The sequence below is a fragment of the Aeromonas sp. S2(2024) genome, from assembly GCF_041402505.1.
GTDB lineage: Bacteria > Pseudomonadota > Gammaproteobacteria > Enterobacterales > Aeromonadaceae > Aeromonas > Aeromonas media.
The window spans coordinates 196,762-214,830 of sequence record NZ_JBGLRL010000005.1; the positions used below are offsets into that span (position 1 = coordinate 196,762).

Annotated in this window: 19 protein-coding genes; 11 read left to right on the forward strand and 8 right to left on the reverse strand. The window is 62.1% G+C overall.

Annotated features, from left to right (window positions below; all coding sequences use genetic code 11):
- Positions 1-39 precede the first annotated feature (39 nt).
- Positions 40-783: a penicillin-insensitive murein endopeptidase gene (gene mepA, locus ACB039_RS07845; protein WP_005327763.1), complete on the reverse strand. Its 744-nt coding sequence runs from the start codon at positions 781-783 to the stop codon at positions 40-42.
- Positions 784-947: 164 nt separating this feature from the next.
- Between mepA and ACB039_RS07850 the strand changes: the two genes are divergently transcribed.
- Together ACB039_RS07850 and ACB039_RS07855 are read left to right on the forward strand one after the other, a co-directional pair.
- The gene (locus tag ACB039_RS07850) at positions 948-1,490 is read left to right on the forward strand and encodes a hypothetical protein (RefSeq protein ID WP_041205606.1); all 543 of its coding nucleotides are present in this window, start codon (positions 948-950) and stop codon (positions 1,488-1,490) included.
- A 211-nt stretch (positions 1,491-1,701) separates the two neighbouring features.
- Entirely contained in the window at positions 1,702-1,980 is a 279-nt protein-coding gene (locus ACB039_RS07855) for an RNA-binding protein (protein WP_081805676.1), read from the forward strand.
- Between the two features lie 76 nt (positions 1,981-2,056).
- On the opposite strand, the gene ACB039_RS07860 is transcribed toward ACB039_RS07855, so the two are convergent.
- Positions 2,057-2,956, reverse strand: a complete 900-nt coding sequence (locus ACB039_RS07860) for an aldo/keto reductase family oxidoreductase (protein WP_041205607.1) — start codon at positions 2,954-2,956, stop codon at positions 2,057-2,059.
- A gap of 170 nt (positions 2,957-3,126) precedes the next feature.
- Between ACB039_RS07860 and ACB039_RS07865 the strand changes: the two genes are divergently transcribed.
- The 3 genes from ACB039_RS07865 (at position 3,127) to ltaE (ending at position 5,417) form a co-directional block, all read left to right on the forward strand.
- A complete protein-coding gene (locus ACB039_RS07865) occupies positions 3,127-3,534 on the forward strand; it encodes a hypothetical protein (protein WP_041205608.1) in 408 nt (135 codons plus the stop codon).
- A gap of 72 nt (positions 3,535-3,606) precedes the next feature.
- A complete protein-coding gene (locus ACB039_RS07870; RefSeq protein ID WP_005327776.1) occupies positions 3,607-4,314 on the forward strand; it encodes a hypothetical protein in 708 nt (235 codons plus the stop codon).
- An 86-nt stretch (positions 4,315-4,400) separates the two neighbouring features.
- Entirely contained in the window at positions 4,401-5,417 is a 1,017-nt protein-coding gene (gene ltaE / locus ACB039_RS07875) for a low-specificity L-threonine aldolase (protein ID WP_005327779.1), read from the forward strand.
- Positions 5,418-5,484: 67 nt separating this feature from the next.
- Here the strand turns inward: ltaE and ACB039_RS07880 are convergent, their stop codons facing one another.
- The 4 genes from ACB039_RS07880 to ACB039_RS07895 all read right to left on the reverse strand — a co-directional run bounded on the left by ACB039_RS07880 (position 5,485) and on the right by ACB039_RS07895 (position 8,809).
- The gene (locus ACB039_RS07880; protein WP_371165432.1) at positions 5,485-5,916 is read right to left on the reverse strand and encodes a PAS domain-containing protein; all 432 of its coding nucleotides are present in this window, start codon (positions 5,914-5,916) and stop codon (positions 5,485-5,487) included.
- Between the two features lie 106 nt (positions 5,917-6,022).
- On the reverse strand, positions 6,023-7,039 hold the full coding sequence (locus ACB039_RS07885; protein WP_005327786.1) for a response regulator: 1,017 nt from the start codon (positions 7,037-7,039) through the stop codon (positions 6,023-6,025).
- A gap of 46 nt (positions 7,040-7,085) precedes the next feature.
- Positions 7,086-8,030, reverse strand: a complete 945-nt coding sequence (locus tag ACB039_RS07890; RefSeq protein ID WP_182788659.1) for a LysR family transcriptional regulator — start codon at positions 8,028-8,030, stop codon at positions 7,086-7,088.
- Positions 8,031-8,107: 77 nt separating this feature from the next.
- A complete protein-coding gene (locus tag ACB039_RS07895) occupies positions 8,108-8,809 on the reverse strand; it encodes a DUF2982 domain-containing protein (protein WP_041206904.1) in 702 nt (233 codons plus the stop codon).
- 168 nt (positions 8,810-8,977) lie between these two features.
- On the opposite strand from ACB039_RS07895, the gene ACB039_RS07900 reads away from it, so the two are divergent.
- From ACB039_RS07900 to ACB039_RS07920, 5 genes are all read left to right on the forward strand, one after another.
- Positions 8,978-10,918, forward strand: a complete 1,941-nt coding sequence (locus ACB039_RS07900) for a bifunctional diguanylate cyclase/phosphodiesterase (RefSeq protein ID WP_005327794.1) — start codon at positions 8,978-8,980, stop codon at positions 10,916-10,918.
- Between the two features lie 153 nt (positions 10,919-11,071).
- Positions 11,072-12,634: an AbgT family transporter gene (locus ACB039_RS07905; RefSeq protein WP_041205609.1), complete on the forward strand. Its 1,563-nt coding sequence runs from the start codon at positions 11,072-11,074 to the stop codon at positions 12,632-12,634.
- Positions 12,635-12,701: 67 nt separating this feature from the next.
- A complete protein-coding gene (nfsA, locus tag ACB039_RS07910) occupies positions 12,702-13,427 on the forward strand; it encodes an oxygen-insensitive NADPH nitroreductase (RefSeq protein WP_005327800.1) in 726 nt (241 codons plus the stop codon).
- Between the two features lie 159 nt (positions 13,428-13,586).
- Complete coding sequence (locus ACB039_RS07915; protein ID WP_042650272.1) at positions 13,587-14,351, forward strand: hypothetical protein; 765 nt, start codon at positions 13,587-13,589, stop codon at positions 14,349-14,351.
- Positions 14,345-14,899, forward strand: a complete 555-nt coding sequence (locus ACB039_RS07920) for a VOC family protein (RefSeq protein ID WP_041205611.1) — start codon at positions 14,345-14,347, stop codon at positions 14,897-14,899. The genes ACB039_RS07915 and ACB039_RS07920 overlap by 7 nt, the downstream gene beginning before the upstream one ends.
- Positions 14,900-14,914: 15 nt before the next feature.
- Here ACB039_RS07920 and ACB039_RS07925 read toward each other — a convergent pair whose 3' ends face one another.
- On the reverse strand, positions 14,915-16,132 hold the full coding sequence (locus tag ACB039_RS07925) for an MFS transporter (protein WP_182788663.1): 1,218 nt from the start codon (positions 16,130-16,132) through the stop codon (positions 14,915-14,917).
- A 93-nt stretch (positions 16,133-16,225) separates the two neighbouring features.
- Between ACB039_RS07925 and ACB039_RS07930 the strand changes: the two genes are divergently transcribed.
- Positions 16,226-17,152 carry a LysR family transcriptional regulator gene (locus tag ACB039_RS07930; RefSeq protein ID WP_005327813.1) on the forward strand — a complete coding sequence of 309 codons (927 nt, stop codon included), beginning with the start codon at positions 16,226-16,228 and terminating at the stop codon, positions 17,150-17,152.
- Between the two features lie 71 nt (positions 17,153-17,223).
- Here the strand turns inward: ACB039_RS07930 and ribA are convergent, their stop codons facing one another.
- Entirely contained in the window at positions 17,224-17,817 is a 594-nt protein-coding gene (gene ribA / locus ACB039_RS07935) for a GTP cyclohydrolase II (protein ID WP_005327814.1), read from the reverse strand.
- Between the last annotated feature and the right edge of the window lie 252 nt (positions 17,818-18,069).

The following is an 18,069-nucleotide window of genomic DNA, read 5'->3' on the forward strand; positions in this document are numbered from 1 at the left end:
AATTTCTGACGGATATCGGCTCACCATAGCAGCTTGTGGTCAGCCCTCACAACGCCTCGGTAGGGCGGGGGCTCGGTAGCTCATGGAGACCTTGGGCAACTGGGGTTTGTCCTTGAGCCAGGAGGCCAGCTCGGCATCGCAGCCGTTGCCGGGGGGGATGGGGGCCTGGGGCTGGCAATCCGGGCTGTTCACCGGGCAGCGCAACCTGACGTGGAAGTGGCTGAAGTGGCCGACCCAGGGGCGCAGCTTGGCGACCCAGGGTTCATCGGCCGCCCGTTTGCACACCTCGGCCTTGATGACGGGGTTGACGAAGATGCGCGCCACCTCGGGCTTGTTGGCAGCGAGGCGCAGCAGGGTGAGTTGCTGGGAGCCGAAACGGCCGGGCAGCATACGGTAGCTGGGCTCGTCGATCAGCGCCCACTCCTTGGGGGCATCCTGCTCCCACTGGCTGATGGGTCTGTCGGCCATCCGGAACCAGATGTCGGCATCGAGGCCGGTCTGGTGGCTGCGATGACCAGAGGTGAAGGGGCCGCCCCGGGCCATGGCGAGATCGGCGATATAGAGATCCGGCATGCCGGCCAGCCTGGTCTGGTTGGCCAGGCCCTGCAGGTAGTGAATGAGGTCGGGGTGACCGTAATAGCGCAGCCGCTTGCTGCGGATCACCTGATAGCCGGGCCCTGTCAGCGGCAGGGCCACGGCATTTTTCAGGCAACCGGCAGCGTAGCCGCCGATGGCTTCTGCATAGAGGGCGCTGGTGGTGAGCAGCAGGGCAGTGGCGAACATGGGACTCCTGAAGATGGCGGGCTCAGACAGCCCCAAGCATACCAAGAGTTGCGGCTGGCCGTCATCCGTGCCGCCGCGCCGGTTGCAACCCATGGGTGGGCTCGCGCACAATGCGTGCCAACGCCAATGCGGCAGGGCCGTTTCCATCATGTGAGGAGGATGAAATGAGAGTCAGTGAACTGGCATTGCAGGGGGGCGTGAACTGGCTGATGCCACCGGCGCGGCGCTTCTACGGGGTCATGATCTGCCTGTTGCTGGCGAGCCTGGGGACTGTGGTGGCCGCGCTCTTGCTGGGGTATCCCGAGATGGGGCTGCTGCCCTGGGTCGGTCTGGTGTTTGGCGGCATAGTGCTAGTGATGGTGGTGTTGCCGCGCAACTGGCAGCGCTGGCGGTTGGCGGAGCTCGCCTGGGACGATCACCACCTCTATCTGCTCAACGGCGGCGAAGACCGGGCCCTGGCCCTGCCGAAGGCGGCGCTGGTGGGCATTGAGAGGGATCGCAAGGTGGGTCACGATGGTCAGTGGCTCGACTTCAGCCTGGATCTCGGGCTGGATGAAGAGACCCTGGCCGACGCCGCCAGCTTGCTGGGCCTGACCCGGGAAGGCACCCATGAGGTGGCCCCTGGGGTCTATCGCTTCGGTTTTAAACGGGCCTGGCACAGCCGCCGGGCCCTGAACAAGCTGTTGGCCGCGCTGCAGCCGGTCTGACTATTTTCTCGACAATTCACCGTAAAGCTCAGATACTCCCTCTGATTCGAATTGATCTTTCCTGCTCCGATAGTCCAAGAGATCAACGACTTGGGCTGTGAAGCAGGGAGTGCCACGGCATGATGCCATGGCTGGTCCGGCAGGGGGGTTGTGCCCTTACTCCAGGTCGGTGGATGCATAGATAAGGCACCTTGAATCGAGAGTAGATGGCATGAAGATTTACGTAGGTAATCTGTCGTACCGGATGACGGCCGACGAACTGACAAACGTGTTCAGCCAATTTGGGCAGGTAGACAAGGTCGATATCATCATCGATCGCGATACCGGTCAGTCCAAGGGGTTTGGCTTCATTGAAATGCCTGTCAACGGGGATGCCGAGAAGGCCATCGCCGAGTTGCATGGCACCGAAATAGGTGGCCGTACCATTACGGTCAACCAGGCCAAACCGAAGACAGATGCACCTCGTGGCCGCCCTCAGCGCCATCGTTGAATCGTCTCGATAACGAAAAACGGCATGGAGCAATCCATGCCGTTTTTGTTTGCCTCGCGATCAGGGGCAGGCGGGATCAGGGCACATCGTAACCCAGGGCGGCCTTGCGGATGCGGAACCACTGCTGGCGGCTGAGCTGGATGGATTCGGCCGCCACGGCGGCGGTGATCCGCTCCCGCTTGCCCGAGCCGATGAGCGGCAGCGGCTGGCTCGGCAGCATCATCACCCAGGCGTAGACCACCTGTTCCATGGTCTGGGCCCCCAGCTCCTGGCGGATCTGCTCGAGCTCGGCCCGCAGCGGGGCATAGGCAGGATCGTTGAACAACCGTCCGCCACCGAGGCAGGACCAGGCCATGGGCTTGATGCCCAGTTGCTGGCACTGATCCAGAGCGCCATCCAGCGTCCCTTCCTGATGCAGCGGCGAGATCTCCAGCTGGTTGGTGACCAGGGGGAAGGGCAGGCGGGATTGCAGCAGCGCGAACTGGTGGGGAGTGAAGTTGGAGACGCCGGCGTGCTTGATCTTGCCCGCCTGCTTGAGGCTGATGAAGGCCTCGGCCACCTCGTCGGCATTCATCAGAGGGTCGGGGCGGTGGATCAGCAGCAGATCCAGGTGATCGGTGCCGAGCTTTTGCAAGGAGGCCTCGGCGCTGGCGACGATGTGGCCCTTGCTGGTGTTGTAGTGATTGAGAGCGTGTTCCGGCTTGGCGGTGAGGGCGATGCCGCACTTGCTGACAATCTCCATCCGGCTGCGCAGGGAGGGCTCCAGACGCAGGGCCTGGCCGAAGGCCTCCTCGCACTGGTAACCGCCGTAGATATCGGCGTGATCTATGGTGGTGACCCCGAGATCCAGGTGGTATTTCATCAGATCCAGCAGGGCGGCCGGGGAGAGTTGCCACTCCATCAGGCGCCAGTAGCCCATGATGAGGCGGGAGAAGGTGGGGCCTTGATGGTGCAGGGCAAGACGGGATACGGACATGGTGACTCCTCTACGGATAAAGAGACGGAAAAATAAAGGCAGAATGAATGCTGCCAGCATCTTGGTCTCTTCTGGCGGACAAGGCAATAATACCCCCTTTGCGAATTCGAACTATGGTTCTGACCACCCCACTGACCGTGGCCAGCATGCCAGTGAGAGGAGAGAGTGTGATGGAAGGATTTGCCGCCAGGCTGCAGAGCCTGATCGGGGAGGGCAGCGTCAGCGCCTTTGCCCGCAAAGTGGGGCTGAGTGAGGCTCTGATCCGCAAGTATCTGAAAGGGGCCGGGCCCGGCCTTGGCAAGGCGAACCAGATCGCCATGGGGGCCAACTGCTCCCTGGAATGGCTCGCCACCGGCTGCGGCTATCTCTACCGCCAGGCCGAGGTGGTGGACAGGGACGCGCTGGCGGCGGCGGGGGCGCTGGTGCAGGAGACGCTCCCCGGCCAGCCGCTGCCGGACGAGCAGCATCTGGTGACCCTGCTCGCCTACTATCAGTTTTTGCGCAGCCACAAGCAGGCGGACGGTTTTCTGGATCTGGCGCGTGCGAGGGAGTTCGGACGTCACCTGGCAGAGGCCTGAGGCCGCAGGCCAGCGGCAGCCTGCCATTCTTCTGATACCCTCTAAGCAAAGGACAAAACCAAGGACACACAGATGAGTTATCTGATCCTGGGCAGTGGTGGATTGGGAGGGGCCCTGGCCCATGAGCTCGCCAGCCGTGGCGAAGAGTGGTTGCTGGCGGGCAGACAACTGCCCAAAGGGCTGGATCCGGCCTGCTATTTCCCGTTGCAGGAGGTGGACCCGCTCTCCTTCGACGCCCTGTTCACCCTCTATGACACCGCCACCCTGCCGAATGTGGTGATCAACACCATAGGTCTGCTGCACGATCTCAGCCACATGCCGGAGCGACGAGTGGAGGAGGTAACCCCCCAGTGGCTTGGCGAAAGCCTGCAGGCCAATGCCTGGCCCCACCTGGCTCTTGGCGCTAGCCTGAGCCGGCTGATGACGTTCGAGAGTCGGCTGTGGCTTTGTACCCTCTCCGATCTGGCGGGCAGCCTGGGAGAGGCTCATAGGGAGCCTGCTCGCCGTTACAGCTATCGGATGAGCAAGGCAGCCCTCAACATGGGATCCCGGATCCTGGCCGCCGAGTGGGCCGAGCGATTCCCCGGTGCCGGGGTCATCACGGTTCATCCTGGACTCATGGATACCCCCATGCAGCAACCCTTCCGACAGGAGATTGACCCGGCCCTGTTGCAGGATCCCGCCCTGGTGGCACCGTTGTTGCTGGATCTCCTGGCCTCGCTGAACCAGGCGCACTCTGGCCGCTTCGTGGACTTGCGCGGCCAGCCGCTGCCCTGGTGAGCCGCAGGGCTCACATTCCCGCCCCCCATCCCTTGCCAGCACAGTCCCGGCTGGTTAATGTCATCCTCCTGCATCAGGAGGATGACATGCGCTATATCGATTTACGAAGTGATACCGTGACCCAGCCCACGGAGGCCATGCGCCAGAGCATGCTGCACGCCGAGGTGGGTGATGATGTCTATGGGGAAGATCCCAGCATCAATGCCCTGGAGCGACGGGGTGCCGAGCTGCTGGGCAAGGAGGCGGCCCTATTCGTGCCATCCGGCACCATGTCCAACCTGCTGGCGATGATGAGCCACTGCCAGCGTGGAGAAGGGGCCGTGCTGGGCTCGGCCTCTCACATCTATCGCTACGAGGCGCAAGGATCCGCCGTGCTGGGCTCGGTGGCTCTGCAGTCTGTTCCCATGCAGGCCGACGGTACCCTGGCGCTTAAGGACGTGCGGGCCGCCATCGCCCCCGATGATGCCCACTTCGTCCAGACCCGGCTGGTGTGCCTTGAAAATACCCACAATGGCAAGGTGCTGCCGCTGCATTACCTGCGCGAGATGCGCGATTTTGTGGATGAGCACGGCTTGTTGCTGCACCTGGACGGGGCCCGCCTCTTCAATGCCGTGGTGGCGAGCGGTGAGCCGGTCGCGGCCATAGCGGCTCCTTTCGACAGCATCTCCGTCTGCCTCTCCAAGGGGCTGGGTGCGCCGGTCGGTTCACTGCTGGTGGGTTCCCATGGTTTCATCGCGCGGGCCAGACGGCTGCGCAAGATGCTGGGGGGCGGCATGCGCCAGGCTGGGATCCTGGCCCAGGCCGCACTTTTTGCCCTGGATCAGCACGTCACCCGGCTGGTGGACGATCATCGCCGCGCCCGGCGTCTGGCAGAGGGGCTGGCTTCCTTGCCAGGCGTCGCGCTCAATATGGAAGAGGTGCAGACCAACATGGTGTTCCTGCGCCTGACCCAGGGGGATCCTGCCACCTTGCTCGGCTTCATGAAGGAGCGCGGCATCCTCTTCTCCGGCTATGGGGAGCTGAGGCTGGTGACCCATCTGCAGATCACCGATGACGACATCGACGAGGTGATCGATGCCTTCACCGAGTTCCTGAACGGCTGAAGGTGATCGGCAAGTATGGAAAGAAGGGCGCCTGATGGCGCCCTTCTTGTGTCTCTGTGCCGAGGGCTCACCCCTGGCGCTGGCCCCTGATCAGCATGGCCTCGTCGGTGGTGTCGTAGATCATGATGGCCAGATGGGTGACCTCGCCGCCAAAATCGGCCAGGGGCACCAGGGTCAGGTTCTGGTACATGTGGGGAGCCGAGCCTGTAATGGGGCGATAGTTGGAGAAGCGCAGCAGATAGGGGCGCTGCTCCCAGGTGCTGAAGGCGCGGTTGTTGAGCTTGAACACCATGTTGGCCTTGCGCTCCAGCCAGGCGCGGTCCACGTCGGGGAAGAGGTCGAACAGCACCTGATCGCGCACCTCGCCGGCCAGTCGGCCGCTATGGCTCTCCATGAAGCCGTTCCATACCTGTACCCGGTAGCTCTTGTCGAGCACGACCAGCCCCACGTCCAGGTTCTGGACTATGTTCATCAGCCAATGAAATTCCCGGATTTCCATGGTCACTCCTGGTGCCTGAGTCTGTGTTGTTGATGCTGGCGATGGGATCACACCGCTAGCGCATATGCATGATCTTGTTATTGATGCTGGCGATGGGGTCACACCGCTAGAGCATATGCATGATCTTGTTGTTCATGGTGGCGATGGAGTCTTCGGTGAACAGCAGCAGCAGGTCACACTGTACCGCATAACCCTGCACCCGGTAGTTGATCTCGATGGCCAGGGTGCGGCGCCAGCGGCTCTGGTTGGTGCGAATGAGATCTCTAATGGGCCTGTGCTGACCGAGCACCACGGGATGGCCCTGGCTGAAGGGAGTGTCGAGCTGGTTGGCGTAGCCGCGCAGGAAGGCCCCGATCAAGACGTTGGCGGTATCCATCAGCAGCTCCAGCTCGGCGTTGTGATCCAGCACCCCCTGATGGTTCATCAGGCGTGCCAGATCCTGGAAGCTGGCATCGTGAAACAGCAGCAGCGCCTCGCCAGCGATGCCGGCCCCGATGAAACCCTGGCAGACGGCGGAGAGGGTGTCCGACTCCGCGGCGGCCGAGAGGGTCATGTGCAGCTCGGAGACCTCCAGCACGTTGACGTTCGGAATGGGCAGCAGCACGAAGGCGTCCAGCAGGCGGGCCAGCAGATTGGCTCCCTGGCCCATGGCGACGTTGGCGAGCTCCTGATAGACATCCCGCAGCTCGGGGGTGAGCAGGACGGGGGACTCGATGGGTTGTCGTTCGGCAAGGGCAGGGGAGGTGGCCGCGTGCGGTGCCGGTTGCCACAAGCCGTGCCGCTGGAGCAGGGCAAGCAGGGTTTCCGGAGACGCCGGTTTCTTGATGAAATCGAGGGCCCCGAGCGCCATGACGCGGGCATGGGCTTCCGGCTGGATATCGCCGGAGACCACGATCACCTTGTTGCGCAATCCCTCCCGCTTGAGGGTCTCCAGCACGCCATAGCCGTCCATTTCCGGCATGGTCAGATCGAGAAAGATCAGATCGCCGTGGCCCATCAGGATCTGCTCGACCCCTTCCAGGCCGTCAGCGGCCTGATGCAGGGTGACATTCCAGCCGGCAGGCAGGGCGCGCATCAACTGCTTGCGAGCGAACCCCGAGTCATCACATATCAATACATTCATAGTGTTAGCCGACCTGTGCAACGAGGATTGCGCTAAGTGTGGGCGATCAACCGTCAGATGCAACGGGCAGCGGCATGGCCGGCAAAAATTGATCGTCCCGTTGATGATGGCGATAGCGTACGGAGTATTTCTCGACGAAATTGGCAAACATCTTAACACGCAACGGCGTGAACCGGGGCTGGCAATGGAGCATGTAGAAGGGGCGTTTGCCCGACTGCCAGTCCGGCAGCACGGCGACCAGTTGCTCGTCTTGCAGGAAGGGGTGCACATAGTGCAGAGGGGCATTGACGATGCCGAGGTGGCGCCGGGCGGCCCGCACGGCGGCCTGGGTCTGGTTGACGCTCAGGCGCGGTGTCCGCTTGATCTGCACCGTCTGCTGATCCCGCCCGCTCAGCTGCCAGTGCTGGTGGGGCCAGCAATAGATGAGATCGTGCTCTTCCAGTTGCGCCGGATGGGAGGGGATGCCCATCTTCTCCAGATAAAGAGGGGAGGCAAACAGGCCGTACTCGATGTGGCCGAGGCAGAGGGCATTGGGCAGGGTCTGGGAAAGCTCGCCGTTGAAGAACACCAGATCCCTGTCCTGATCACAGAGGGGGGCCTGGTCATTGGTCTGGCTGATGTCGAACTGCACCCCGGGATAGCGCAGACCGAAGTCCGCCAGCATGTCGACCAGGATGGTGTTGGAGAGGGCGATGGGCGCGGCGAGGCGGATGAGGCCGCTGATGTCCGTCTCCTGACCCTGGATCTCGCCGGTTGCCTGCTCGATTTCGGCCAGCGGCGTGCACAGGCGCTCGTAATAGCGCAGCCCCTCGTCGGTGAGGCGCAGCTTGCGAGTGGATCGGTGCAGCAAGGCGCACCCGAGCTGTTCTTCCAGTTGGGAGATGCGTCGACTGATGGTGCCGGTCGGCATGCCCAACGCGGCGGCGGCGTGGGAGAAACCGCCCTCTTGCACCACCTTGACGAACAGATAGAACTCTTCGATGTACTTCATAAGCGGCTTGGGGGGTGTTTGTAACAAGCCCGTGACCTTATGAAGAGTCGCCAGGCTTGGCAAGCGCAATCCGGCGTTTAATTGATCTGGATTAGATTCGACTCGCGTTGGTACTGATTGAGCAAACGGACGAAGTCGACAGGGGATCTGTCCAGGCTGTTGTCCGGTACGAGAAGGTCATAACCCAGCAGGTCACGCAGCCGGGTCATGCGGTTGCCCAGCATTGCGATCACCCCCTCGTATTGCTGGCCCGAGGAGGAGCGAAAGCGGCTCTCTTCCAGCAGCCCCTCTCCCAACAAGCCGGCGCCGCAGCCTCCGGTGAGGCAGTCCGGGCGCTCGCTGCTCATTGCCTGCAACAGCACGGCGCGCTGCTCGGTCAACAGGCGAACGGCCAGCCTGGGTGTGATCAGCGTCAAAAAATCGTCGTAATCCTTTATCTTCAAACCAATGTAGGGCAGGGGCACCAGATCCCACCCTAAATGGATACGTGGCTGGTCAATTCGCTGAATATTTCTCCATTTCAGGATCCAACCGCCGTACTTATGGTGATATTGCAGGCAATCCTGACACAGAGAGAGACTAAAATGAGGCTCAGACAGTTTCAGTGCCCCGACAAGAATTGTCATCAGGCCAGCCAACAGGAGGAAAATGACGGGCATTAACAGTTGTTCGCGAAGGAAAAAAAGTATAAAAATCATAGTAATGGTTATGACCATGCCCAACAATATCAGTGTGAGTCCATTTCTCCTGACCATGGGGATCACATGTAGCGTTTTCATATGATTTCGGCCTTTTTCGCTCGCCTGTTTCCAGATTATGGGCCGGAACGGATTTTGTACCAGCACGGACGCGTTGACCAAACGCGGATCCAGGCCGGTTCTGCCATGAGCTTTCAGCATGAATCATCACTCAACATGAATACGCTAGACGAACGCCTGCTCACCGCGATGGATGTGCTCCATACGCCCATCTGGGTCTATGACATCCAGCGTCACCACATTTACTGGGCCAATGACTCCGCCCTGGGATTGTGGGAGGCGAGTTCCCTGTCCGAGCTGCAATCGCGCGATTTTTCGGCCGACATGGCCGCCGCCATCGATCTGCTGTTGCAGCGTTATCTCGGTGATTTTCAACAGGATCGCAGTTACAACGAGTGGTGGACCCTCTCCCCCAAGGGGGTCAAGAAACAGGTCTATCTGCGCCTCTCCGGTATCCAGCTCGCCGGACGGCAGATGATGATGACGGAGGCGGTCATCGATGCCGATACCCTCTATCAGGAATCCTCCCTCGCCACCGGTGACACCCTGGCCTGTCTGTTCGACAACGAGGGGTGCCTCGAGAGCGGCAACCACCATTTCGACATGTGCTTCGGCACCGGCATCAGCCAGCTGACCCAGGTTTTCTCCGGCTGCGATGAGGCTTTCTACACCCGGCTCTCCCGGGTGGGGGAGGTGGTGGCCGAGGGTGAGTGCCGGACCCAGAAGGGAATGCGCTGGTTCCAGTATCAGTTCCGCCACATCCAGCAGGGGGCCCGGATCCTGCTGACCATGCGGGACATCACGGATCGCAAGCTCGAGGAGCTCGAACACCGTCACCTAGCCTGGCACGACTCCCTCACCGGCCTGCTCAATCGCTACGGCCTGATGAAGTCCCTCGAGGCCTACTGCGGCCTGGGGGGGCGCTTCGCCCTGGTGTTCATGGATCTCGACAACTTCAAGCTGGTCAATGACAACTATGGCCACAAGGCGGGGGATCGCCTGTTGGAACGGGTGGCCGGTCGGCTCAAGCAGATCTGCCCGCGGGACGTGGAGCTGGCGCGGCTCGGTGGAGACGAGTTCACCGCCCTGGTGCCTCTCAACCAGGCGAGCGAGCGGGCGCAGGAAGTGGCGGATCTCATGCTCTCCCAGATGAGCAAGCCGCTGCAACTGAGCGGAGTGCCCGAGGTCACCATAGGCGGCAGTATCGGCATCGCCATCTACCCGGACGACGCCGATGATGGCGACAACCTCATCACCCGTGCCGACATGGCCATGTACCAGGCCAAGCAGATGGGGCGCCTGCGCTGGCAGCGCTTCACCCCCAGCATGCAGCAGAGCCTGCACCGCAAGCTGACCCTGAAGCAGTTTCTGGCCAAGGCCGTCGGCCGGGGGGAGCTGAGCCTGCGCTATCAACCTCAGGTGGACGTGGCCCAGGGGAAGCTCATCGGTTTCGAGGCCCTGCTGCGCTGGTACAACCCCGTGCTCGGGCACGTCTCGCCGGCGGAGTTCATCCCGCTGGCCGAAGAGATGGGGCTCATTCGTGAAATAGGGAGCTGGGTGCTCGCCACCGCCTTGGCCCAGATGGGGGAGTGGCAGCGCCAATGGCAGGTGCGGGTGCCGGTCTCGGTCAACCTCTCCGGCTTCCAGCTCTCCGCCTCCCTGCCGGGGCAGGTGGCGCAGCAGCTCAGGGAGTCCAATGTCGAGGCGGGCCTGTTGACGCTGGAGCTGACTGAAACCGTGCTGATGCTGGACATGAAGGGCTGCATCGAGATCCTCGACGCCCTGAGCGAGCAGGGGATCAAGATCGCCATCGACGATTTTGGCACCGGCTACTCGTCGCTCGCCTACCTCAACCGTCTGCCCATCGACACCATCAAGCTGGATCGCTCCTTCGTGGTCGGGCTGAACCTGCCGGTGATCCGGGCCACCGTGGCCATGGCCACCAGCCTGGGGCTCGGGATCCTGGCGGAAGGGGTGGAGGACGAGCACGAGCTGGCGGCCCTGCGGGCCCAGGGCTGTCACGTCTTCCAGGGATTCCTGTTCAGCACGCCCATGACCCCGGAGGAGGTGGCGGCGGCAGGCTTCGGGATCCGCTGCAAGCTTGGCCACTATCCGCTGATCGGCGCCTGATACCACAGCTGACAATGTGCGGCATGTCTCATTTCAGGAGCGCGACATGCCAAATTAAACATAATTAATCGAATTTTTGTCTCATATCATGGGATTCATTAGACGTTATCGCTAGTATGCGCGCTCATTCCTTGGTAATGGAGTATCACCATAATGAGTCAAGCAGCAGTGAACGAGCGTCCGGCCCCTCCCAATGGCTGGTTGAACCGCTTCCTCAACGGGGTCGAGAAGGCGGGCAACAAGCTGCCGGATCCCGCCATGTTGTTCCTCTATGCCTTGCTGATCGTCTGGGTCGGCTCCTGGATAGGCTCCCAGTTCTCCTTCGATCTGGTCAATCCCCGCACCGGGGAGGCCGTGGTGGTCAACAACCTGTTGACCGGGGCAGGGCTGGCCGAGTTTCTCGCCAGCATGGTCACCACCTTCACCGGCTTTGCGCCCCTTGGCATAGTGCTGGTGGCCATGCTGGGGGTCGGGGTGGCAGAGCAGTCCGGCTTCATCAACACCGGCCTGAAGAAGTTGCTCAAGGTCACCCCAGCGCGCTTCCTGACCCCCATGCTGATCCTGGTGGCCATTGTCAGCCATACGGCGGCAGATGCGGGCTATGTGCTGGTGATCCCCATCGGCGGCATCATCTTCCATGCGGCGGGCCGTCATCCGCTGGCGGGCATAGCCGCAGCCTTTGCCGGGGTCTCCGGTGGCTTCGCCGCCAACTTCCTGCCCTCCGGCGGGGATGCCCTGCTGCAGGGGTTCACCCAGTCGGCGGCCCAACTGCTCGACCCCGACTACATGGTCAACACCCTGTGCAACATCATCTTCACCGGCGCTTCCTCCCTGCTGATCATCTGCGTGGGCTGGTTTGTCACCGAGAAGATAGTGGAGCCGCGCCTCAAGCAGGTGCCCCTCAACGAGGATCTGGAGAGTGCCGACGAGATGGGGCGCTACAGCACGCAGGAGAGCCGGGCCTTCAACTGGGCCGGGTTTGCCATGCTGGCAGCCGTGGTGCTGCTGGGGCTGGCCCTGTCCCCGGACGACTCGCCGATGCGGGCACCGGATGGATCGCTCACCACCTTCGCGGCGCCCGTGATGAAGTCCATCGTGCCCCTCATCTTCCTGCTCTTCATCTTGCCCGGCATCGTCTACGGCTTCGTGGCGGGGAGCTTCAAGAGCGGCAAGGATGTGATCGATGCCATGTCGGCCACCATGAACAAGATGGGCTCCTACATGGTGATGGCCTTCTTCTGTGCCCTCTTCATCAAGGCGTTCGGTGATTCCAACCTGGGGACCCTGCTGGCCCTCTCCGGCGCCGAGGTGCTTCACGCCCTGGCGCTGCCGGGGGAGGTGACCATAGTCGGCATGATACTGCTCACCGCCAGCGTCAACCTGGTGGTGGGGTCGGCCTCGGCCAAGTGGGCGCTCATCAGCCCCATCCTGGTGCCCATGCTGATGGCGGTGGGGATTTCGCCCGAGCTGACCCAGGCCGCCTATCGGGTAGGGGATTCCGCCTCCAACATCATCACCCCGCTGATGGTCTTCTTCCCCCTGGTGGTGGTCTATTGCCAGCAGTATGTGAAGAGCACCGGGATTGGTACCCTGGTCTCCATGATGCTGCCCTACTCCCTGGCCTTCCTGGTGAGCTGGACCTGCTTCCTGCTGCTCTACTGGGCGCTGGGCTTCCCGCTCGGGCTGCAGGCCCCCTATGTCTATCCTGCCCCCTGAGGGTGACGAGGGGCCTTGGGCCCCTCGTTTTTTTTGGGTACAGTGTGACCTTCATTTTGGAGGCACCATGAACCCGACCATAGATCTCATTCTTTCCCATCGCTCCATTCGTCAGTTCACCCCAGAGCCCATCAGCGCCTCGCAACTCGATCAGATACTGAGCGCAGCCCAGAGCGCCTCCAGCTCCAGCTTCCTGCAGGCCAACAGCATTATCCGGGTGACGGACAAGGGGTTGCGCGCCACCCTGGCCGAGCTGGCCGGGCACCAGGCCTACGTGGCCGAGGCGGCGGAGTTCCTGCTGTTTTGCGCCGACTATCAGCGCCACAGCCAGATAGTGCCGGAGGCCCAGACCGGCTTCGTGGAGCAGCTCATGATCGGCGCCATCGACGGGGCCCTGATGGCCCAGAATGCCCTGCTGTCGGCCCAGTCCCTGGGCCTGGGCGGCGTCTACATCGGCGGCATTCGCAACAACCCGGCGGCGGTGAGCGAGCTGCTGGGGTTGCCCCATCAGGTGATCCCGCTGTTCGGCCTTTGTCTGGGCCATCCCGCCCAGCAGCCGGAGCAGAAGCCCAGGCTGCCCCGCGCGCTGGTGGTGCACGAGAATCGCTATCCAGAGACGCTCGATCGCGCCCTGCTGGCGCAATACGACAGCCAAATCCACGACTACTACCTGGCCCGCAGCAGCAACAACAAGGTGCAGACCTGGAGCGGACAGATCAAGGCGATCCTCGGCAAGGAGGCGCGTCCCTTCATGCTGGGCTTCCTCCAGTCGAAGGGGTTTTGCCTCAAGTAATGGGGGCGGCGGGCGATATGGAGCATGAGGCTCCGGGCATCGCCCTCGCCGCGACTCCCTTGCGTTGTTGTGAGGCAAGGTGCGATCTGGGCGCTACCCTATGCGGGTAAGCTGTTGTAGGATCACGCAATTGGATTGGGACAGGAGTGTGAATACCCTATGATTTTAACCTTGATATTGCTGTCGATTGGCGCACTCCTGTTTCTGGTCATCGCCTATAACGTGGTGCAGCAATACAAACAGAAGGCGGAAGCCGACAAGCGTCAGGCCATCGCCCGCCACAAGGCGGTGGCGGACGAGACCGAGGAGGTGCTGTTGAACGTCAACCTGGTGCCCTTCTCCAAGAACATGGTGCTGCTGCTGCAACACCGGATCCTGGATGCCTACCGCGCCATAGTGCAGGTCATGCCGAACCCCCAGGTCAAGCAGCGCATCATCGACGTCCAGACCCAGATCAAGAATGTGCAGGAGAACTACAGCAGTCAGGACGAGGGGCACTTCAAGACCCCGGAGTCTGACCGTCAGGCGATCCAGATGTTGCAACTGGCCAAGAAGATGCGGGCCGTGCTGCGGGTCGAGCACAACAAGGGCAAGATAGATCCCCAGGGGTTCGCCCAGGAGGATCGCCGCCTCGAGCTGATGCAGCTCAAGATCAACATCGCCAACCTGATCAAGCGGGCCATGGATGCCCAGATCCAGGGGCAGTACGGCACCTGTCGTCAGCTCTATACCAAGGGGCTCGGTGCTCTGGCCAATGTCTCCGACAAGGATCCCTACCTGCTGGCGCGGGAAGAGGACATGCGCCAGGGGATGCGCCAACTGGAAGAGCATCTGCAGCAGCACAGCGAGAAGGAGCTGCAAAACATCAAGGACAAAGAAGCGGACGAGCTCGATGTCCTGTTCCAACCCAAGAAGAAATGGTGATCATGTCTCATCCACTGGATACCACGCTGGGGCCCATGGCCCCATTCGTTTGCCAACTGCTCACTGAAATGCACGCCCTCATGGGGGAGTGCGAAGCCCCCCAGGTGGATCATCTCTGCTACCGCGCCGCCACCCTGCCGGAATACCTTGCCCTGAAAGAGACGCTGGCGCGCCATGGGGTGCTGCTGGTGGAGGGAATGATAGGGGGCCGCCCCATCGCCACCTATCGTCTGCATCAACCCGTCTGCTGGCAGCAGGTCACTGTCCCTTGCATTGAGCTGGCCGCCCCCAAGGCGGGCCGCGCCCATCGGGCGGGGCTGGAGCACATAGAGTTGGTGGTGCCCTCACTGCCGGCGCTGGTGGCCGCCCATCCCGGGCTTGCGTTCAAGACCGCCAACATGGGCGACGGGCGTAATCCTGATGTGGGACTGATGTTGCCCTCGGGGCAAATCAAGTTTCATCTGCGCCCCTTGAGCGAGGTGATCGACGAGGAGCTGCACACAGGCGCCGTGGTGCCGGTGCCGGCGGACTATTACGACGGCCTATGAGTTGAGGGCCCGTCACTAGCGTGACGAGGCGTGACAGGAGAGGGGCGGCGCCGCGCGCCCCTTGAGATGACCGAGCCAGAGGCTCAAGGCGGCGGTGACGCACAAGACCAGCTCGATGCCGAGCACCAATCCCCAGAGCCCCCCCCGCTCCCAGAAGGGATGCAAGTAAAGCCCCCCCAGACTGGCCCCCAGGTAATACCCCACCAGATAGAGCGATGAGGCCAATGCCCTGTTGTGCTCCACGTGCTGACCGACCCAGGCGCTGGCGCAGGCGTGGGCGAGGAAGAAGCCGAAACTCGAGATCAGCAGCCCCCCTATGATGGCGGCAAGAGTCCCCTGCAGCAGGGCGAGGCTGCCGAGCGCCATCAGGGCTATTCCCGCCAGCAGCAGGCGCTGCGCCCCAAAGCGATGGGCACAGCGGCCGCTCAGGGAGGAGGCGAGGGTGCCAGTGAGGTAGGTCAGAAACAGCATGCCGAGCCACTGGGTCGGCAGGGAGAAGGGGGCCTTGGCCAGCAGGAAGGTGAGGTAGCTGTACTGGTTCAGGAAGACCATGAAGTTGAGCCCGCCGATGAGATAGGCCCCCAGCAGCAAGGGATTGCCGAGGTGGCTCTGGATGGCGCGGCGCAACTGCCCCGGGGCGGCCTCGACGGCCACGAAGCGGGTCTGGGCCGGCAGCAGCCAGATGACCTGCGGCAGCAGGGCGAGACTGATGAGTCCGATACCGAGGAAGGTATGCTGCCAGTCGCCGAACCAGCCTGCCAGCAGGCCACCGACGACACGGCCGGCGATGCCGCCGAGGGAGTTGGCGGCGATATAGACCCCCACCGCCGAGAGCAGGGCGCGCTTGCTGAACTCTTCTCCCATGTAGGCGATGGCGGTGGCAGGCAGCCCGGCCAGAAGGGCGCCCTGCAGCACGCGCAGGCACACCAGCAGATCGAAGCGGGTCACCCAGGGAATGCACAGGGAGAGCAGGATGGCGCAGGTCAGCGTCCACAGCATGATCCGCCGGCGCCCGAACCTGTCCGCCATGCGGGCGCAGATGAGCAGGGATCCTGCTAGCCCCGCGGTGCAGCCCGCCAGGGTCCATCCCGCCGACAGGGAGCTGACGGAGAACACCTCCGCCAGCAGGGGCAGCAGGGGGTGGGTCTGATAGAGATTGAGAAATACCAGGAAGGATCCCAGGCTGAGGGCCAGGGTGGCGCGTATCCATTCGCGACTGCCGACTTCGATCATATGGAGTTGTCCCGACGACTTTTGTGCAGAGTAGTGGGTCGCCTTATATAAATATAATATATTTAAGTTATCAATCTGATAAATGGAATTGATATGGATCTGAAACAGCTCGGTTACCTGCTGGCGGTGCGAGACGCAGGCTCCTTTACCAAAGCCGCCCAGGGCCTGCACGTGGCGCAACCGGCCGTCAGCATGGCCATCGCCAAGCTGGAGCAACAACTCGATCTGCGCCTGTTCGACAGGCAGGATCGCAGCGTGCGACTCACCCCGGAGGGAGAGGTGCTCTGCCGTCATGCCGAGCGGCTGCTGCTGCAGATGCACCAGGCACAGGCGGAGATGGCCGAGCTCAAGGGATTGGAGCGTGGGGAGGTGCGCATCGGCATCCCCTACATGATGGGCTCCTATTACTTTCCGCCGATCCTGATGGCCTTCAAGCATCGCTATCCCGGTTTGAAGATCCGGGTGGAGGAGGCGGGCACCCGCGAGCTATTGAGTCGCATGGTGGACGGCAGCCTGGATCTCGCCATCCTCATCACCAGCGACTTGCCGCCTGCCCTCGAGGGGGCCCAGCTGCTGCGCGAAGAGATGCTGATGGTGGTGGGGGAGGAGCATCCTCTGCGGGGGGCCAGCGCTGTCTCGCTGCCCCAGTTCTTCAACCAGGAGCTCGCCATGTTCCGGCGGGGCTTCTACCACAGAGAGCACATGGAGGCGCTGGCACAGGGCTTGGGAATAGAACCCAACATCGGCTTCGAGAGCAACCTCATCCCCCTGCTCAAGGCGGTGGTGAGACAAGGGTTCGCCGTGACCACCTTCCTGCGTATGGCGCTGGAGGAGGAGACGACTCTCAGCGGGATCCCCTTTGCTCCGCCCATCTTCCTCGATCTCTGCGTGGCCTGGCGGCGGGGAGATCCCCTCTCCATGGCCAACCGGGCGCTGCGGGATTTTCTGTTGGCACAGGCCAAGCCAGAGCCAACCCCGGATGGTGCCCTGAGGGACAACAACTTTGGGGACAACAGATAGGGTAGCAAGATCGCCAACAAAAACGCCTCCCGATGGAGGCGTTTTTCATGCCGGTGCCAGGCTGCGAGCCATCACTTCTTGAACAGGTGATCCAGCTTGTTGGCCTTGGTGGAGAGATAGAACTCATTGTGGGGATTGCGCCCCTCCTGCAGGGGGACGCGCTCGGCCACCGGAATGCCAAAGGATTCCATCGCCTTCAGCTTGCGCGGGTTGTTGGTCATCAGGCGCAGGCTCTTGACCTCCAAGGCCTTCAGCATGTCGGCACAGATGGTGTAATCGCGCATGTCGGCGGCAAAGCCCAGCGCCACGTTGGCCTCAACGGTGTCGGCACCCTGATCCTGCAGATGATAGGCGCGGATCTTGTTGAGCAGGCCGATGCCACGGCCTTCCTGACGGACATACAGCAAGACGCCGCGACCGGCCTTGGCGATCTTCTCCATGGCGGCCTGCAGCTGGAAGCCGCAGTCGCAGCGCAGGCTGAACAGGGCATCCCCGGTCAGACACTCGGAATGAATTCTGCCCAGCACGGGCTCACCGTCCGCGATATCGCCCATCACCAGCGCGGCGTGATCCTTGCCTGTGCCGGTTTCCTGAAAGCCTACCAGCGTGAAGATACCCCAAGGGGTCGGCAACTTGGATTTGGCTACGAGAGTAATGCTGCTCATAGGGTTGCTCCTGACTACAGCTGCTTGAAAAAGGCAGCTAGTTTAACGTGCCTCATCCCTAACAACCATAAGAACAAAAGCTTGTATTCAGGAATGATCCACTCGACTGGTCATAATAGGCGCAATCGCGACGACTTTTGCGCAATTGTGCGCCTCGACAACTGCCAGTGCCGGTGCATTCGGGTATAATCGGCGCCCATTACCCCCTCCCGCCAGGGATGCGGGCAACCAGTCAACATGCCGAGTGCGCAG

Coding starts and splice junctions, on each gene's coding strand:
- mepA (WP_005327763.1), bottom strand. CDS start 783: ATGTTCGCCACTGCCCTGCTGCTCACCACCAGCGCCCTCTATGCAGAA.
- ACB039_RS07850 (WP_041205606.1), top strand. CDS start 948: ATGAGAGTCAGTGAACTGGCATTGCAGGGGGGCGTGAACTGGCTGATG.
- ACB039_RS07855 (WP_081805676.1), top strand. CDS start 1,702: ATGAAGATTTACGTAGGTAATCTGTCGTACCGGATGACGGCCGACGAA.
- ACB039_RS07860 (WP_041205607.1), bottom strand. CDS start 2,956: ATGTCCGTATCCCGTCTTGCCCTGCACCATCAAGGCCCCACCTTCTCC.
- ACB039_RS07865 (WP_041205608.1), top strand. CDS start 3,127: ATGGAAGGATTTGCCGCCAGGCTGCAGAGCCTGATCGGGGAGGGCAGC.
- ACB039_RS07870 (WP_005327776.1), top strand. CDS start 3,607: ATGAGTTATCTGATCCTGGGCAGTGGTGGATTGGGAGGGGCCCTGGCC.
- ltaE (WP_005327779.1), top strand. CDS start 4,401: ATGCGCTATATCGATTTACGAAGTGATACCGTGACCCAGCCCACGGAG.
- ACB039_RS07880 (WP_371165432.1), bottom strand. CDS start 5,916: ATGGAAATCCGGGAATTTCATTGGCTGATGAACATAGTCCAGAACCTG.
- ACB039_RS07885 (WP_005327786.1), bottom strand. CDS start 7,039: ATGAATGTATTGATATGTGATGACTCGGGGTTCGCTCGCAAGCAGTTG.
- ACB039_RS07890 (WP_182788659.1), bottom strand. CDS start 8,030: ATGAAGTACATCGAAGAGTTCTATCTGTTCGTCAAGGTGGTGCAAGAG.
- ACB039_RS07895 (WP_041206904.1), bottom strand. CDS start 8,809: ATGAAAACGCTACATGTGATCCCCATGGTCAGGAGAAATGGACTCACA.
- ACB039_RS07900 (WP_005327794.1), top strand. CDS start 8,978: ATGGATGTGCTCCATACGCCCATCTGGGTCTATGACATCCAGCGTCAC.
- ACB039_RS07905 (WP_041205609.1), top strand. CDS start 11,072: ATGAGTCAAGCAGCAGTGAACGAGCGTCCGGCCCCTCCCAATGGCTGG.
- nfsA (WP_005327800.1), top strand. CDS start 12,702: ATGAACCCGACCATAGATCTCATTCTTTCCCATCGCTCCATTCGTCAG.
- ACB039_RS07915 (WP_042650272.1), top strand. CDS start 13,587: ATGATTTTAACCTTGATATTGCTGTCGATTGGCGCACTCCTGTTTCTG.
- ACB039_RS07920 (WP_041205611.1), top strand. CDS start 14,345: ATGGTGATCATGTCTCATCCACTGGATACCACGCTGGGGCCCATGGCC.
- ACB039_RS07925 (WP_182788663.1), bottom strand. CDS start 16,132: ATGATCGAAGTCGGCAGTCGCGAATGGATACGCGCCACCCTGGCCCTC.
- ACB039_RS07930 (WP_005327813.1), top strand. CDS start 16,226: ATGGATCTGAAACAGCTCGGTTACCTGCTGGCGGTGCGAGACGCAGGC.
- ribA (WP_005327814.1), bottom strand. CDS start 17,817: ATGAGCAGCATTACTCTCGTAGCCAAATCCAAGTTGCCGACCCCTTGG.